The sequence below is a fragment of the Tuberibacillus calidus DSM 17572 genome (genome assembly GCF_000430685.1).
GTDB classification, from domain to species: Bacteria; Bacillota; Bacilli; order Bacillales; family Sporolactobacillaceae; genus Tuberibacillus; species Tuberibacillus calidus.
This window is the reverse complement of the sequence record NZ_AUMM01000004.1, coordinates 21,426-38,598: the sequence shown is the minus strand read 5'-3', so window position 1 is coordinate 38,598 and position 17,173 is coordinate 21,426. Positions and strand designations below refer to the sequence as shown.

General features: G+C 44.6%; 15 protein-coding genes. 7 read left to right on the top strand and 8 right to left on the bottom strand.

The genetic code is table 11. The annotated features are described in order from the left end of the window. Positions 1-28: 28 nt before the first annotated feature. A complete protein-coding gene (gene msrA, locus H532_RS0101215) occupies positions 29-991 on the bottom strand; it encodes a peptide-methionine (S)-S-oxide reductase MsrA (protein WP_155994934.1) in 963 nt (320 codons plus the stop codon). A gap of 189 nt (positions 992-1,180) precedes the next feature. Between msrA and pdxK the strand changes: the two genes are divergently transcribed. The 3 genes from pdxK to H532_RS0101200 all read left to right on the top strand — a co-directional run bounded on the left by pdxK (position 1,181) and on the right by H532_RS0101200 (position 3,902). Further along, positions 1,181-1,990 (top strand): pyridoxine/pyridoxal/pyridoxamine kinase, encoded by an 810-nt coding sequence (pdxK, locus tag H532_RS0101210; protein WP_027723942.1) that lies wholly within the window; start codon positions 1,181-1,183, stop codon positions 1,988-1,990. Between the two features lie 496 nt (positions 1,991-2,486). Beyond that, complete coding sequence (locus tag H532_RS0101205; protein WP_051263060.1) at positions 2,487-3,116, top strand: hypothetical protein; 630 nt, start codon at positions 2,487-2,489, stop codon at positions 3,114-3,116. An 18-nt stretch (positions 3,117-3,134) separates the two neighbouring features. Then, complete coding sequence (locus H532_RS0101200; protein WP_027723940.1) at positions 3,135-3,902, top strand: DUF4367 domain-containing protein; 768 nt, start codon at positions 3,135-3,137, stop codon at positions 3,900-3,902. A 264-nt stretch (positions 3,903-4,166) separates the two neighbouring features. Here H532_RS0101200 and H532_RS0101195 read toward each other — a convergent pair whose 3' ends face one another. From H532_RS0101195 to H532_RS0101170, 5 genes are all read right to left on the bottom strand, one after another. After that, entirely contained in the window at positions 4,167-5,444 is a 1,278-nt protein-coding gene (locus H532_RS0101195) for a BaiN/RdsA family NAD(P)/FAD-dependent oxidoreductase (protein ID WP_027723939.1), read from the bottom strand. A gap of 155 nt (positions 5,445-5,599) precedes the next feature. Beyond that, entirely contained in the window at positions 5,600-6,202 is a 603-nt protein-coding gene (locus H532_RS0101190; protein WP_027723938.1) for a nucleotidyltransferase family protein, read from the bottom strand. Beyond that, on the bottom strand, positions 6,195-7,232 hold the full coding sequence (locus H532_RS17535) for an XdhC family protein (RefSeq protein ID WP_051263059.1): 1,038 nt from the start codon (positions 7,230-7,232) through the stop codon (positions 6,195-6,197). The genes H532_RS0101190 and H532_RS17535 overlap by 8 nt, the downstream gene beginning before the upstream one ends. Positions 7,233-7,883: 651 nt before the next feature. Then, positions 7,884-9,698, bottom strand: coding sequence for an oligoendopeptidase F (gene pepF / locus H532_RS0101175; RefSeq protein ID WP_027723937.1), 1,815 nt, complete (start codon positions 9,696-9,698; stop codon positions 7,884-7,886). A gap of 121 nt (positions 9,699-9,819) precedes the next feature. Further along, entirely contained in the window at positions 9,820-11,106 is a 1,287-nt protein-coding gene (locus H532_RS0101170; RefSeq protein WP_038111259.1) for a DEAD/DEAH box helicase, read from the bottom strand. Positions 11,107-11,262: 156 nt separating this feature from the next. On the opposite strand from H532_RS0101170, the gene H532_RS0101165 reads away from it, so the two are divergent. Both H532_RS0101165 and H532_RS17530 read left to right on the top strand, forming a co-directional pair. Further along, positions 11,263-12,099, top strand: coding sequence for a phosphotransferase family protein (locus H532_RS0101165; RefSeq protein ID WP_027723935.1), 837 nt, complete (start codon positions 11,263-11,265; stop codon positions 12,097-12,099). Positions 12,100-12,268: 169 nt separating this feature from the next. Beyond that, positions 12,269-13,090: an ATP-grasp domain-containing protein gene (locus H532_RS17530; protein WP_051263057.1), complete on the top strand. Its 822-nt coding sequence runs from the start codon at positions 12,269-12,271 to the stop codon at positions 13,088-13,090. A gap of 404 nt (positions 13,091-13,494) precedes the next feature. Here H532_RS17530 and H532_RS0101150 read toward each other — a convergent pair whose 3' ends face one another. Beyond that, a complete protein-coding gene (locus H532_RS0101150; RefSeq protein WP_027723933.1) occupies positions 13,495-13,677 on the bottom strand; it encodes a small acid-soluble spore protein H in 183 nt (60 codons plus the stop codon). A gap of 184 nt (positions 13,678-13,861) precedes the next feature. On the opposite strand from H532_RS0101150, the gene rarD reads away from it, so the two are divergent. Further along, the gene (gene rarD, locus H532_RS0101145) at positions 13,862-14,806 is read left to right on the top strand and encodes an EamA family transporter RarD (protein ID WP_027723932.1); all 945 of its coding nucleotides are present in this window, start codon (positions 13,862-13,864) and stop codon (positions 14,804-14,806) included. Positions 14,807-14,927: 121 nt separating this feature from the next. Here the strand turns inward: rarD and H532_RS0101140 are convergent, their stop codons facing one another. After that, positions 14,928-16,175 carry a SpoIID/LytB domain-containing protein gene (locus H532_RS0101140; RefSeq protein WP_027723931.1) on the bottom strand — a complete coding sequence of 416 codons (1,248 nt, stop codon included), beginning with the start codon at positions 16,173-16,175 and terminating at the stop codon, positions 14,928-14,930. A 65-nt stretch (positions 16,176-16,240) separates the two neighbouring features. Between H532_RS0101140 and H532_RS0101135 the strand changes: the two genes are divergently transcribed. Then, positions 16,241-17,113 carry an NAD(P)-dependent oxidoreductase gene (locus H532_RS0101135; RefSeq protein WP_027723930.1) on the top strand — a complete coding sequence of 291 codons (873 nt, stop codon included), beginning with the start codon at positions 16,241-16,243 and terminating at the stop codon, positions 17,111-17,113. The last annotated feature ends 60 nt before the right edge of the window (positions 17,114-17,173 follow it).

Genomic DNA, 17,173 nt, shown 5'->3' with positions numbered 1-17,173 from the left:
ATTACTAGTCGTCATCCGAATACCTCAGTTACTCAAATAAAACTTTATACTCGCCGTAACCTTCTTTTTCAAGGTCCTCTTTTGGTATAAATCGCAGGCTTGCGGAATTGATGCAATAGCGGAGTTTCGTTGGCCCCGGTCCATCATTGAAAACATGACCCAAGTGCGAATCCCCTAACAAGCTTCGGACTTCCGTACGAATCATCCCGTGGCTTAAGTCCAGCTTTTCCTTAATATGAGCTTTGTGCAGCGGTTTGGTAAAACTCGGCCAACCGCAATGAGCTTGGAATTGATCCTTAGAGCTGAAAAGCGGTTCGCCGGAGACGATGTCAACATAAATCCCTTCCCGCTCATTATTCCAATATTCATTTTGAAACGGCGGCTCTGTTGCATTGTTTTGCGTCACTTCATATTGTAACGGGGTCAAGCGCTTCTTCAATTCCTCTTTATCCTTATTAACGGTCCAATGCTTTTCTATAAAAGCTTTTCTCCCTGAGCCTTCATGATATCTTTCGTAATGGTACGGATTTTTCTTATAGTAATCTTGATGGTACTCCTCGGCGGGATAGAACGGACCTGCCGGCAGAATCGCTGTTGCAATCGGCTTGTTGAACCGGCCGCTTTTTTCTAAAGCCTCTTTAGACTTTTCGGCTAACACTTTCTGTTTTTCATTATGATAAAAAATGGCGGTGCGATACGAACTGCCGCGGTCATGAAATTGTCCGCCGGGGTCAGTCGGGTCAATCTGCATCCAGAAAATATCCAGCAACTTTTCATATGGGAAAATTTCCGGATTAAAGGTGATTTGCACCGCTTCATAATGGCCGGTTGTTCCGGTCGTCACTTCTTCGTATGTTGGATTTTCCGTATGCCCTCCCGTATACCCCGAGATGACAGAATGAATGCCGGGAAGCTCATCAAATGGTTTTACCATGCACCAAAAACAGCCGCCGGCAAAAGTCGCTTTTTCCAACGATTCGGTCGACACCATCAACACCCCATTCTTTTTTAAAGATATGCTTATTTTATACTGGAAAAAAAGGATATTATTCTTTGGACCAGTATTAGGTTGACTTAGGCCTTGCTTTTTGCCAAAGACCTGGTCAAGCCTAGTTTTCTTTATCTTCCTACCCATTATTATTATAATAATAATGGCATTAAAATGAGGGAGATGAAGCTTATGTATAAAGCGTTAACGATTGCCGGGTCCGATTCTTCCGGCGGCGCCGGCCTTCAAGCCGATCTGAAAACCTTCCAGGAACTCGGCGTTTACGGCATGTCCGCGGTGACAACCATTGTCGCCATGGATCCTTATAATCATTGGCATCATCAAGTTTTCCCGGTCGATGTATCCATCGTGAAGGCCGCGCTCGATACAATTGTTGTCGGCTGCGGGGTCGAAGCGATGAAAACCGGCATGCTTGGCTCACCGGAAATTATTGAACTGGCCGCGAAAACGATTGAAGAAAATAAACTAAAAAATGTCGTCATTGATCCCGTGATGGTGTGCAAAGGGGAAGATGAGGAACTCGCCCCCGAAAATACGGTCAGCTTGCGTGAACTGCTCATTCCGAAAGCTACTGTGACAACGCCAAACCTTTTCGAAGCCGCAAAACTGGCACAAATGGCACCGATTACAACCGTTGACCAAATGAAGGAAGCCGCCGCACGCATTCATGAACTTGGCGCCCAATATGTCCTCGTAAAAGGCGGAAGCAAAGTGGCGCATGAAAAGGCTGTAGATGTCCTATATGACGGAAAAACATTTGAACTTTTGGAAAGCGAAAAAATCGACACGACCTATACCCACGGCGCAGGTTGCACCTACTCAGCGGCCATTACGGCAGAACTGGCCAAAGGCCAAGATGTCAGAACGGCCATTCACACTGCAAAAGCCTTTATCACCGAAGCCATTAAACACGGATTCCGTTTAAATCAATTTGTCGGTCCGGTCCATCATGGCGCTTACCGTTTGCGGTTAACAAAATAGAGAGCACAGGCAAGATCATTTTCCTGTTAATGTTAATACTTGTGAAAACTTTGGCCTCGGATTTTTATCTGGGGTTTTTTTCCATTGATTATTGTGTCTGTCTTCGGCAACTAAGTATCCATCCTATCATTTAAGAAAACGCCTCGTTCAGTCCATGCGGTATGATTCCACCTCTTTGCCTTTTCTTGGTCTTAAATATTTTGGCATTTCCCCTTATCTTACGCCTCTCTTACACGTTTTCCCTCAAAATTTCTTCAAAAGCATGACCCAATTGGTGTTTGGTAAAAAATCGTTGGAACATTACTCGAGGCGCATACAATAACAAAGTTTTGAAACCAACTTTCCATCACCATAATAGCAGAATTTGTCGAATTTTTCTAATAGACTATCTACCTGTTTTTTGAGATTATGGATGTGGACCCAAAATTAGGGAAAGGGGATAAACTAAATTAAAAAAATATTAAAATATTTTCTACTACCTTTATTTTTATTTACAATGACAATCTTTGGTTGTGGAGATGTAAACAAAACATTTGCTAAGAGCTCTGGATCAGAAATATCAGCAATTTATGAAGTAATAGATGGGAAACTGGTACCAGTTCCTATAACTCAATGGGAGAATTACAAAGAGGTACAAAATTGGGAAGACACCTCAAATGATTTAAAGAGCATACCTCCAAACAATCATATTATCTCACCACAAAGTTATGCTTGTGTTGAAGGCTGGGAATTTTCAGGCACACAAAAAGACCCTGTTTTTTATAAGATTGTTGAGGGAACTCATTACTTAAATAAAACAAAAGATAACATTACTGTCACATCGACATTTACCGGTAGCCATTCTAAAAGTTCAACTGCCAGTGCTTCGTTGGAAGGCGGATGGGGACCCATCAGTGCGGAAGTAGGATATAATGCCCAAAAAACAGTCAAATGGACTAGCTCCGAAGCTGTAAAAATTACTATCCGTCCTAATTATGAAGGATGGAATAATTACGGAACAGAACGTGATATTTGGGTTGGAACTTACTATTATTTAACAAGTAGTTGTAAAGAAACAAATTCCAGTTCGATCACCGTTTATATTCCGAAAGTAAAAGCAGTGGAATCACATACAAGACATCTTTAGAAAAAGGTCGGAAAAGCTATGTTTCGTTTGTTTTATCAACTTTTATATGTGGTGCTACTCACTTTTTCCTTTATTCTAATTAGTTGTACCGAAACTACTCCTCGTCATCATGCCAAATATGAACCTCAAACAAAGAATATAAAGGAAAATATCAAAGTTAAACCGGTTAACCTTAATCAAATCATTATGAAGGAAGCACCAAATGAGCATAAAAATGATCCATTAGATGTAGTAATCTATGGAACCGAATGGACTTTTTCTAATGGGGAAGTAGATTCACCTGCCAAAAAAGATATTTTATGGGCAACCACTCTGGGTAACGAAGCAGTCGTAACCGTCAAAGTACCAAAGATCAATGAATCTAGAATCAATATATTTTCTTTAACTTTAAATAACGGCAAGTGGATGATTAGAAATATGGTTGATGTCCCAACTTTTATTTTAGACGATCATATTAAGGGGTTACATCTACCCTTTACGAAATATACTGTCAGCGAATCTCATTTTGATCATAAATCATCATGGGAAATTACTGATGGTCAGAAAATGATAATGATCGCTAAATATCCTAGATTTACATTTACGCCGCCTAAAGAGACAAACAAAATAAATATTAATGATCATGAAGCTTTTGTTAACACCATGTCTAACGGACAATCATTACTTTACTATTTTGATCAAGAAAAACTTATTTGGATAGCCGGTAATCTAACTAAAAATGAGATTATCAATTTGGCTAAGTCATTACCCAGTGCGACATCCCCATATTTTCCAGGAAAGCCTTAAATATCACTTTTCATTCGGCAAATGATACACAGAGACGTCGATCGCTTTTAAATGACCAAATAAATGCGCAAAAAGGGCAAGGTCAGCCTTGTCCTTTTTTGCATACTTATAAACTAAACTTGCTCTGCCAAGCCTTCTAAACGATGGTAGAGCCTTCGTTGCCCTTATACTGACCTCAATCCAGTATAAGATAAAATTTATGCCTTAAAGCGGGGCAAAACCTTCATGTTTTTCGGCGGTCATTTTCCTTTAACTTCATCGGTATCATCGTGTGTTTTTTCCGCTTAACGCCGCGGAACGGCCGGCCGTATATCCAGTCGCAAATGCGGCCGTGATGTTGTACCCGCCTGTATAGCCATGAATGTCTAAAATTTCACCGCAAAAATATAAACCGGGCATGATTTTTGAAGCCATCGTCTTAGGGTCGACTTCCTTTAAGGACACGCCCCCGCCGGTAATAAAAGCGTTTTCTATTGGAAGGGTGCCGTTAACGCGTACGGAAAAGCGTTTTAGTGCTTCAGCCATTCGCCTAACTTTTTCCTTCGACAATTCATGGACGGCAAGATCAGCCGGTATATCGACCTGGTGTAATAAAAATAGCAAATATCTTTCCGGCACAAGGCCTTTCCAAGCCCTTTTGACGGATTTCTTCGGGTCTTCTTTTGCTAATGCCAATAGCTCTTGAAAAACGGCTTCCACCGATAAATCCGGCTTTGTATCAATGGTGATTTCCACATCTTTCGTCTTAAACTTTTTCAATGCTTTCACCACAAACTGACTGGCGCGCAGCACGGCGGGGCCGGATAAACCGAAATGGGTAAACAGCATGTCCCACCGATGGGTGATGATGACTTTTCCTTTTGGGTCACGAACCGAAACCGCCACATCGCGCAATGACAGCCCTTGTAAAACCTTTTCCCGAATAAAAGGTTCATCGGATGTCAACGGCACTTCCGTCGGATAAAGGTCGGTGATGGTATGGCCCGCCTTTTTGGCCCAGGCGTAGCCATCCCCCGTCGAGCCGGTTTGGGGAACGGATTTGCCACCAACCGCCACAATGACGCTTTCGGATCCTATTTTTTCTCCATTTCGCAATAACACGCCTTCTACCCCGCCCTGCCCGTATAAAACGGTATCCACCGGCGCGTTAACGCGGATCTCCACGCCGTTTGCTTGAACTTTTTTTAAAAGCGCCTGCACAACGGATTTGGCGGAATCCGTCACCGGAAACATGCGGCCAAAATCCTCTTCTTTTAAAGCAATGCCAAGGTTTTCAAAAAAATGGATAATATCTTTATTGTTAAAGATAGAAAAAGCGCTGTGCAAAAACTTGCCGTTTCCAGGGATATGGCGGATCAGTTCGGGAATCGGCATGTTATTGGTGACGTTGCAACGGCCACCCCCGGAAATCGCGAGCTTACGGCCAAGTTTATCCCCTTTATCCACTAATAAAACAGCCGCCCCGTGTTCCGAGGCCGCTATACTAGCCATGAGCCCCGAAGGACCGCCCCCGATGACAATGACATCATACCTGGTTTTCATGAGTTTCCACGCTTCTTAATTTTTCTCTTCTTCAAGGCATCAACCATGGTTTTTCCTCCGAATCATTCCTTAATATACCACATTATAACGAAGGGTTTAACCTTTAAAGCGGTTTCGTCAATCACTATGACACGAGGGCATCTCCTTTTAAAAGGTCATCGGGGCAATTTCCGGAAATCGTCGATCGTATCGATGTCGATAAAAGGAGCTGCTTGAGACTTTTTCATCCATAGACCTTTACCGCTTTGCTTCATGATGATGGCACGCGCGCCTTTATCACCTTTTAAGCGTTTTAAGTCAGAAAACATCGTTTGATCAAAAAGGATGGGTGGACCGATGATACCATTTCGAATATATCCAATAAAATGCTCGCCTTTCATCCGCATGCGAAAACGCCTGAGCAACCCATTTAAAAGTTTTGTCGTCACCATCGGTTGATCGGCCAATTGCACGATGACAGCGCCCATCTTCTCTTTTTCCGCCCGATCGACCCCGCAACGAATGGATGCGGCCAGTCCTTCTTCAGCATCAAGACAAAAAAGAAGGCGTACTTTTGGGCAATCCTTCCAAGGTATCACCCATTGATTATCATTATTGGGGTTTAAAATAACGTACACCCGATCAAGCTGTGATTGAACCGCGGCCTTCAAGCCGTAAGCCCCAAGTGGCTTGCCCTTCCAAGGCATGGCTAATTTATTTTGCCCCATTCTGGAACTGACACCGGCTGCCAAATAAACACCTGCGACTTTTTTAACCATGAGCAGCGCCGACCGTTTTTTTAGCCCACCGAAAGACTTTTATAATTTCCGCCATGACGCTGATGGCAATCTCTTCAGGACCTTCCGCACCAATCGCCAGACCGACGGGAGCGTGCAAGTTTTGCGGCCAAGGCTGACCTTTCAGCAGACGATTCGTTCGCTCGCGAGGCCCCAATAGCCCAATGTACCCACGATGTTTACCTATAAGACCGTGCAAAATTTTTTGATCGGCTTGAAAGTCATGCGTCATCACAACGACGGCATCCTGTTCCCTTAACAGTAAGCGCTCAGCGATCGCCCCAGGTTCTGCGACGATGCAAAAGTCCGCTTCGGGAAAACGCCCTTTATGACAAAGCGCTGCCCGAAAATCAGCGACCGTCACCCGCCATCCCGTACGAGCGGCAAGGGCTGACAGTGGTTTGGCATCATCAGCTGCCCCAATAATGACGAGCCGGGGACTGACCGCATGAGGAAGACGAATCATGTTTTCGGGAAGCGGGGCATGCATGACCGTTTCGTAATCGATGCGGGAAAACACATGGCGAAAAGCCCACACATCGCCCATTTCCAACCCGTTCTCAAATAAGAAGGCTCTTTTTACGCATTGATTTTTTTCCAACTGCCTCAAGGAGACACCGGAGTGGCCTTGATCGAGCTGATGTTTCAAGCGTTTAAGTTGATGCCGGAACGTCTCCGTTACCGGCTCGACCAAGATGGTAATCACACCGTTACACCCCGGCCCCCGTCCCCAACCACTGTCGTTTTCTGAACGGAGATCATAGGTAAGAATTTGCCCATTTAAGTTTTCAAAATCACTCGTCGAAAGCTCAAACCAATCCTGCACCCGGCTTTCAATATCCATTTCCAGACAACCGCCGCTGATGAGGCCGATTCGCTGATGGTGGTGAAATAGGAGCATGGCCGCTCCCGGTTTTCGGTAAAAGGAACCCTGTACATCGATCAAAGTGACCAAAGCCGCGCGTTCTGATGTTTTTTCCACTTTATCCAATATGCGTTCAATGTCGCCCATTCCCCATCCCCCTATTTGTATTTCGTCCAATAAAGCTTTCACATTATTTGCTATATGTAAAAAAGCATTGATTCATGTCAGGGGGGGTGGGCTTTACAAAAAAAAAACTTAGCTATGCGAACATTTGTAGAACTGATTGATTAATATGAGGTTAAGAAATTTAGCGCTGCCAAAAAAGCATATCAATTCTCACCTTAAAGACCAGCATTTTGATACGCAATCCGGAATTGTATATCGATATTACATTTTGCCGATTTCCGGGGTGATTCCCCTACGTATGTAAATTATACAAAATTTCATTTTTTGGTATAAATGCCCAAAATATGGCGTTTTGTCTATGTTCAAGTTCCTCGAGGTTTGGAGAACTCTTTCAAAAAGAGAAATTGCATATTATTTTCCTGCCAGAAACCCTTACAACTGATACGCAATCTTTATAAAAGGAAAAAGTTGATAAAGAATACTTGGAGCCGCCAAGCTTTTTGGGCGAAGGCGGAGCCGTAGTTGCCCTTATTCTGGCCCGATTAAAAGCCAGTGCAAGCTTTTTAGATGTTGGCAATTCGTTGCCCTTATACGGCCCTGAAAAATAACAGGCTTTTTCCCGTCTAAAAAAAAAAAAGCGCCCCGACAAAAGACGGGACACTTTTTATTTTTTTAATCAAAGCTTTTATCCAACTCATCGATCAGAGAGCCGACATAGGCCACGGCTGTGCGGATCGCGTCGGGTTTGGACATATCAATGCCGGCCATTTTAATGAGCTCTAAAGGTTTCATCGTGCCGCCAGCCTTAAGCACATTCAGCCAACGGTCTACAGCCGGCTGCCCTTCCTCGCGGATCATTTTGGCTTGCGCTGTCGATACCGTAAGCCCCGCCGAATAAGTGTAAGGATACAAGCCCATATAATAATGCGGCTGACGCATCCATGTCAGGCTGGCCCCTTCATCGATGTCCACGGCATCTCCCCAGAATTTAGAGAGGAGATCGGCTTTTTGTTCGCATAAAACGGTAGCCGTGATCGCTTGCCCGCTTTCAGCCAATTGATACACGCGGCGTTGCAACTCCCCTTCAAGTAAATGGGTGACAAAATTATGATAATAGGTGCCAAGCAGTTGCAAAATAACCCAGCGGCGCATTCTGGGGTCATTGGTTTCCCTCATCAAATAGTCTCCCAAAAGCATTTCATTCATCGTCGAGGGAGCTTCCACAAAATACATGGATGGACGCACATTCGTTAATGATTGATGTTTTCCTGCTAGATAAAAATGCCCGGCATGACCGAGTTCATGGGCCAATGTAAAAGCGCTTCGCATCGTGTCCGTCCAAGTCATTAATATGTAAGGATGTGCACCATAAGGACTGGAACAAAAAGCTCCTGTGGATTTGCCAATATTGTCAGCCAGGTCGACCCATCGTTCCGTTAGCCCTTTCTTGATGATAGCGGCATATTCAGGACCCATCACAGAGACGGCTTCAAGAATTAACTCCGAAGCCTCCTGATACGTCGTTTTCGGAACAAAGTCGGGATCAAGCGGCGCCTTCAAGTCGCAGAAACGCAAGGTCTCCAAACCAAGGACGCGCTTAATTAGTCTAGCATAACGGCGCATATGTGGAGCCAGTTCTTCCTGTATCACATCTAATTGGTTGTGGTACATCTCTTGGGTGACTTGCTGAGGCTCAAGCAACATTTCCGTGACGGAATCGTATTTTCTAATCTTAGCGAGCGCGACTTGCTTATTGATTTCCGTCGCATAAGTCGCCGCAAAGGTATTCTTGTATCTCTTAAGGCCTTCTACGAAAGCATCAAACGCTTTTCTGCGCAGTTCGGTATCGGGATGTGATTCATATAAATCTTCATATAAGGCAAAAGAAAGCGGGCGTTCATGACCTTCTTCATCTTTGATTGGTGCAAAGGTCATATCCGAAGACTTGCTTCTTCCGTAAATCATATACGGGGCACCCAAAACCGTTCCCAAGGCCGCAAGCGCTTCTTCCGTTTCAGCCGAAAGCGTATGCGGTTTTGCCTCCAAGATATCTGCCAAAAACTTTTGGTAGTTTTCAAGACCGGATTCCTCAGCAATATAGCGCTCGATCAGTCCATCCGCTAACGACAGGATTTCCGTTTTAATAAAAGACAGCTGTGCCGAGATGAATGAAAGGGCAGCATCCGCCTTCGAGGCATTCGCTTGGTTTTTCGGATCGGTGCCATCGGCAGATTGACGCAGCCATGCATAGGTATCGACACGAATCACCCGCTCCAAAAGGCTTTCCCTTTCTTTTAAACAAGCAAGGAGCACCTGCGGGCCTTCCGAGAGTCGGCCTTTATATTTCGTGACCCTCGTGACATTATTCTGGATCGCATCGAGCTCTTTTTCCCACTCTTCTTCCGTGCTGAATAAATCCGTTAAATCCCATGTTAACGCCGCCGGAACCTCTTCCCGCTTTAATCGCACATTTTTTGTCTGTGTCATCGGCTTAGTCCTTTCCCCATGAAAAATTTAGGCGAGTCAATGCCTATCTAATGTCATTAATATATCACTTTGCAAAATATTATGAAACCTGTTTGCTGAACGGGTAATAGATTCGACGACACTAACGCCCTTTACGGTGCGACCTTTGCATTCTTTTCTTTTTTCTTATCGATGGACCAAGTTGGTTTTCGGATTTTGCCACACGAGATTTAGGTGCCTGTTGTAAGCCTCTCTGCACTTTTTTAAATCCCGCTTTCTTTTTCTCTTTAGGCCGCTCATTTTCGCCCTCGTCAAGGGCCGTAAAGGTCTTGCGCTTAATCATGCTTTTCGTACCCTTTTCAATAAGGCGCAGTGACATCCGGTCCCTTGGAGTGACAAGGGTGATCGACATGCCTTCTGCACCAGCCCGGCCTGTTCTTCCGATTCGGTGAATATAACTTTCCGCATCACGCGGGATATCGTAGTTAATCACATGGGTCACCCCTTCTACGTCCAACCCGCGTGCGGCAACATCGGTCGCCACCAAATATTGAATCTCCGCTTTTCGAAACCGTTCCATCACTTGTTCACGTTTTGCCTGTGATAAATCACCGTGCAATTCTTCAGTCTGGTAACCTTGGGCTTTTAAACTTTCATTCAGTTTAGCCGCCCTTCTTTTTGTACGGCAGAAAATGATGGCTAGGTACGGGCGATAGTGATCGAGGATATACTGTAATGTTTCTTGCTTCTTTCGTTCCGTTGTTTCAACAACATATTGTTTCACTTCTTCGACCGTCACCGATTTTCCGGGAACGTGAATCTTTACGGGTTTATGCATATATTTTCTTGCCAGAGATTGAACCGCAACCGGCATCGTCGCAGAAATGAGCAACGTTTGCTTTTTGGAAGGTGTCCGTTCGATGATGTCATCCACTTCGTTCCGGAACCCGATTTGAAGCATCTGGTCAGCCTCATCTAAGACAAGCGTGGATATTCTCGAAAGATGCAGGCTGCCTCTTTCTAAATGGTCGATTAGACGTCCCGGCGTCCCGATGACGAGATGGATCGCATCACCAAGTTTTTTCATTTGCCTTTCGACGTCTTTTCCTCCATATACGGCTAAAACACCGATTCCAGGTCGGCTGTCCACCAATTTATTTGTTTCTGCGGTGATTTGTATAGCGAGTTCCCGAGTCGGTGTCATGATGAGAGCCTGGATATCGGATTGTCTCTGATCGATTCTTTGAATAATGGGGAGTAAAAAGGCAAGCGTTTTCCCCGTTCCCGTTTGCGCTTGTACGATGCAATCATTTCCTTTCATGATGGCGGGGATGGCTTTTTGTTGGACGGGCGTTGGATGCACCATTCCTAATTCCTTCAACGTTTTTTCTAACTCCACGGATATTCCTAGCTGCGTAAAGTATCCCAAGCAAGATCCCCCTTTCCTTCTATATTGGAGCAACTGACTTTTCTGGTTTTCCCGAAAAACGTATAATGAAGTAAATTTATTTTTTCCCCGCTTCACTATTTTTAGTAAAGACGAGAAAAGAAAGGCCGACTTTAACCAAAGATTGGAGGAGTGGCAATGGGACAGGTCGAACGATTTTTGGAAGAAAAGTATGGGGCGGCAGGACGGTTATCTGGGGGTTATACCAATTTAGCCTATAAAATTGAGACAAACCCTCCTCTGGTCGCGAAAATTGCTTCCTTATCCAATGAAGATCTTTTAAATGAAGCCAATGCCTTGCAAGTTTTACATGGGAAGGTCCCAACTCCTAAATACATAGATGATCATTCTTTGGAATCCTCTTTTATCCTCGTCACTTCTTATGAACGAGGGGAAAACGGCCAGTCGATCCTTGACACAGGAGATATGGCGAAAGCGGAAGCGGTATTTAAAAATATGGGGCTTGTCCTTGCCAACCTTATTCATTCCCATGCATATACCGACGGAAGTTTAAAGCTCCGCAAAGCGAAAGTCTTAGAACCGGCATCTTTAGACTTTGTCCCTCAGCCGCTTGTAGAAAAGAGCCGCACGTTTTTCCCATTGTTATCCACCGACATGAATGAATGGGTCCTTTCGCACGGGGATTACGGTTCACATAACATCCTTTTTGATTCAGATGGTAAAATAACGGTCATTGATTGGGAATGGACGGAGTGGTTTCATCCGCTTGTAGATATCGCTTGGACGCTTTGGAATACGAAGCTGCATTATCCGCATATGGCGGACCGCCTTAATCAAGCATTTCTTAAAGCCTATCAATCGGTTCGGCCGCTTGCTTATACAGAACCACTCATCAAAGCCTATGTCCTATATAAAATATGGCATCTGCTCAACCGCCTTCACCATGCGGATGCGGCTGTACAAAACAATTGGGTTTCCCGATTAGACTGGACATTGCGGACAAATATCCTTTGAAAATCCATCACCATGGTAAACGATGATGGGTGTTCATTTCTTGCCTTCACTTCATAAAAGATTTTTTCAGAAAAGGGAGTTCTCGTTCGGAAAAACCATCTTGCAATTTCTTTGGCCAAGTTTATAATTATTTCGTCTAGATTAGTATTTTTATAGAGGAAGATGCGCGATGCAGTTTGTCACCTTCAATCCCCTACGCACGATTGGTATTCCGAACACCCTTTACATAAAACCGGAGCTCATGTTTAAAAATAAAGAGGATATTCTGAGAGCCGATTGGGTCTTATTCCCTGAATATTGGCAAGTGAACAGTCTTGTTTATGGGTTGAAGAAAGCGATTTTCCCGAGTGTTTCGTCTTACCACCTCGGCCACGATAAAATTGAAATGACACGGGCTTTACAAACCATTTGTCCTGAGCATGTGCCTTATACGGAAATCATGGCGGCGACACCCGGAAATATCCAGACGATTTTAGAGCGCCTCCCCTTTCCTTTTATCGCCAAAGAGGTGCGCAATTCCATGGGGCGCGGTGTTTTTTTAATCGAAAATGAACGTGATTTCAGAGACTATGCCGCAAAACACGATATCCTCTATGTTCAGGAAAAACTCGACATCGACCGCGATATTCGCATCACATTAGTCGGGCAAAAGGTGGTCGGTGCCTATTGGCGCTTGGCGCACGAGGGGAACTATCTGAATAATGTCGCCCAAGGAGGGACGATTTCCTTTGAACCGGTTCCCCGGGAAATCATTGACCTTGTCGAAGCCGTGGCGCAGGCCCTCGAAATTGATCATGCCGGTTTTGATGTCGCGGTTGAAAATGGCTGGCCATATTTTTTAGAATTTAATGTGCTGTTTGGGAATGTTGGCTTACAAAAATTGGGGATACCTATTGAAAAACTGATTTATGATTATCTTGTGAATCAAACGCCCCGAAGCACGCCGCCTTATTCGCCCATTCGGCCTTTCCGTTATACCAAAACGAGTTAAAGGGTGACACGCTCTCTGTGTCATCCTTTTTTGTATTAGCTAGAAAGTCTATCATTTTTCAGGCTAGTATAAGCCAACGAAGGTTATATTTACACCCACCTGGCTTATCAGAACCAAATTTTTTAACGAATCCGCCCCAAAAGGGTTCATCATAAAAATTTCTCGAGCTAAATGAAAATGATTATAAAGTGGCCGTAAATCCTTAAAATCAGGTGGTAAAATATGAAAACCCGACGGTAAATCCTCAAAAGTTGGCGGTAAAACCTGAAAACTTAGCGGTAAATCTTCAAAAGCCAACGGTAAAACCTGAAAACCAAGGTAAAAGACCTGCGCGTAAACAATATAAACCCAGCTTAACGCTGGATTTAAGGCAAAGGATGGGTGTTAAAACGCATCCGGTTTCGTCATTCACCTTCTTTTAGCTGGCTCAGCGGTACGGTTTGTTCATTTTCAGGGTTATCAAGTGGGTAGATCCTTGCCGTTTCGGTTTCATCATCTACGTTTTGTATGTAAATCGGTTGCCCATTATACGTGACGTTCACCATGTTGGGCGATGAAACAATTTCTTTTGCCCTTTGTTTATTCAAACCCTCCACCTTCTCTCGTTTGATCACCTGTATTCTTTGTCATTGAAGGGCAGTTTATACGTTCATCCGGATATAAGATTTGCAGTTAAATGTGTCTCTTTGAGCAAAAGGCTTGAAGAGGCGTGTTGGACTCCGTAAAATGAATGTATTATTTTGGGGAAATGGGAAATGGAGTGTGACATCGATGCGATCAAATGAGCAAATAACCGGCGCGGCTGCTGCTCTAGGGGCTTATTTCCTCTGGGGAATCCTGCCCGTTTACTGGAAGTGGATCACGGCGGCGACCGCTGAAGAAGTCATCGCCCATCGCGTGCTGTGGTCGTTTGTTTTTATGATTCTTTTAATCCTTGTAACCAAAAACGTCCAATCCCTTAAAGAGGATTATCTCAACCTGTACCGCCATCCTAAGCGACTTATCACCATCATCGCGGCATCGCTTTTGATAACGCTGAACTGGTACATTTTTATATGGGCCGTTTCCCATGACCATGTTGTGCAAGCAAGTCTCGGCTATTACATCAATCCGTTGATCAGCGTTTTACTCGGTCTTATTTTTCTTAAAGAAAAACTGTCATTTTGGCAGATCGTTTCCTTTTTCATTGCGTTTATCGGCGTCTTTATCATGACCGTTCAAGTCGGCGTCTTTCCGTGGATTTCTCTAGGCCTAGCCTTAACATTTGGTTTATACGGACTGCTTAAAAAGAAGGTGCAGCTAAAAGCCATGACCGGTCTGACGATTGAAACCGCCATTGTCACGCCGCTTTCCTTAATTTATCTATTATGGATCGACCCGGCCAAGGCGCCGTTTCATTTTAATGATCCTGGGCAGGCTCTGCTTCTTATGGGTGCAGGTGTCGTTACCGCGGTTCCACTCATTTTATTTGCCGCTGGTGCGAACCGCATTTCCCTGACGATGGTGGGATTTTTCCAATATGTTGGACCGACATTGATGCTCATACTTGGCACCCTTATATATCACGAACCGTTTGACCGCGAACACCTTTTTTCTTTTATCATGATTTGGCTCTCCCTCATCCTCTTTACCTTTTCGCGGACAAAATGGCTGTTGCGGCTTGAGGAGAGACTTCTGCATCGTAAACCCATGGCAAAATCCGCGGAAGGTCGTTGAAGGCTATAAGAAAAACTTGGCACGGTCTTCGCCCAAAAGGCTTGGCCGTGCCTTAGTTGTCTTTATGCTAGCCTGAGAAATGATAGGCTTTCTTAATTGTATAAAAAAGTTAAGGCTGACGTTATGAGTCAACCTTTTTTTCATCTAGGGAGCGGATGTCCGTTCCCGGGAAATAAAATTGGATAATCTCCTTATAATTTTTTCCGCGTTCCCCCATACGGCTTGCCCCCCATTGACTCATGCCGACACCGTGACCATACCCGCGACCTTTGACGGTACAAAGCCCTTTACGGCACGTCACGTCATCAATCAGATAGCTTTTGAAAACGTCTCCACCAAAAATCGGGCGAATTCGCTTCAAGGATACATGTTCCAAGCGGACTTCTTCGTAACGAAACAAACCGTGAAAACGCTGCAAGAAGGTTACGGTCAGCGATCCTGTTAAAGCTCTTCCGGAAGCGTTGCGCGCATCATCGATGGAAAACCGTGGAATGTCAAGAATTTTAATGTCGGGGCCATAGCCTTGCCTTCTCAGCCATTGTTTTATGTTTTCAGCGATCTTCGCCTCTTTTTCATGAGTGCTTGACCACTGAATCGGACGGTTCGCTCTTATTTGGTTTTGGTGAAACGTCAACTGCCACGGTTGTTTGGGATCGTAAGGGTCTTTTTTAATGGGATAAAAAGGCTTATTTTCCCCTCCCCAAACGTGGGCATTATTTTCGGTGACTCCGCCGTTACTTGCCGAATAAAAGGCGTCAATTAAACGGCCGTGATACGTGATCACCTCACCTTTCGTTTCCTCAACAGCTTTTGTCGTCTTCGGGTTCCAAAGATAACCGCCATAAACTTGGTCCTGAATCGTATCGACAATCTCTCTGTGAAGATGGCTTGCCGCATAGGTTCGTGCCGCGAGCGCCTGGGCCTTTAGTGCTTCCATATGCCAAGAAGGGAATACTTCAAAGGGGACAACGCCTTTCAAATAATCTTCCATCGGTAACTGATTCACAGGGCGAATATGATCTATCTCCAGCCGAAAGGCCATCGCACCTAAATACGGTGTGCCATTCAAAAAGATCATGTGCGCCCGATCATACGTCTTTGGCGCGATGATAAACGTTCGGCCAAGGCGATACATCGCTTTACCGTCCTGTAAAACAAGTCGTCCCTTATGCACTTTTAGTTTGTACTGATGGCGTTCAAAAAGCGGTATGCCCAAATCCGGCGTAAAATAATCCCCCCTTAGCCGAAAATGGAGTGTCGTTGGACTGCCGATATTTTTTATCAGGCGGACAGTTACCATTTCTTCTGCTTTTGCAGAATGACCCATAAAGAGTAAAATGGGGATAAGAATGATCAAGATCTTTTTCATAGCTAAAAGTATTCCACAAAATCCCCTTTTCAATAAAAAGGGATTCGCTAAAGGAGTGACAAACGATGGGTGAAAAAAACATTGCCTTTATTGGGCTCGGTATTATGGGAAGCAGGATGGCCAAAAATCTTTTAAAAGCCGGGTTCCCCTTAACAGTACATAACCGAACAAAAGAAAAAGCTGAGGATTTAATCAGAAGCGGTGCGCAATGGGCGGATTCACCGAAAAAAGCGGCGGAAAACGCCGATATCGTCTTTACCATGCTTAGCCATCCCGAAGTCGTCGAAGCGGTCGTTTATGCGGATAACGGGTTATTTTCAGGGATAAAGCCGGGTGCGCTCTGGGTGGATATGAGCACGGTTCATCCGACTTTCAGCAAAAAAATGGCGGAAGCATCGAGTGCCCAAAACATCCGCTTTCTCGATGCCCCCGTTTCCGGCTCGAAAATCCCTGCCGAAAGAGGCGAATTAATTTTTCTTGTTGGCGGCGAACAAACGGATTTTGAAGAAGCAAAACCGTATTTCGAAGCTATGGGAAAAGCCGTGCATTACCTTGGGAAGCACGGCAACGGAAGCGCCATGAAAATTTTGATTAACCTTATGCTCGCACACAATATGGCGGCTTTTTCGGAAACCGTGCACTTAGGGGAAGCCATGGGTTTGGATAAAAGCATGGTAGTGGAGATGTTATTGAACCACCCGGTAAGCGCGCCCATCCTTCAGGGGAAAAAAGCGAAAATCATGGTGTTGGATTTCACTCCCGAGTTTCCGCTTGAACATATGCAAAAAGATCTTCATCTCGTGGCTTTAACCGCTTTCGAAAAAAATTATGCCATGCCGCTGGCTAATGTCCTAAAAGAACTGTATGCCCAAGCCAAACAACATGGGTATGGAAGAATGGACATGTCTGCCATTTTCAAGTGGCTTGGCCAAGAATAGTCAAGACGGGCCTGAGTGGCTGTAAAGCCCTCTCTGGCCCTTTTTTTATACCAGTAAAGC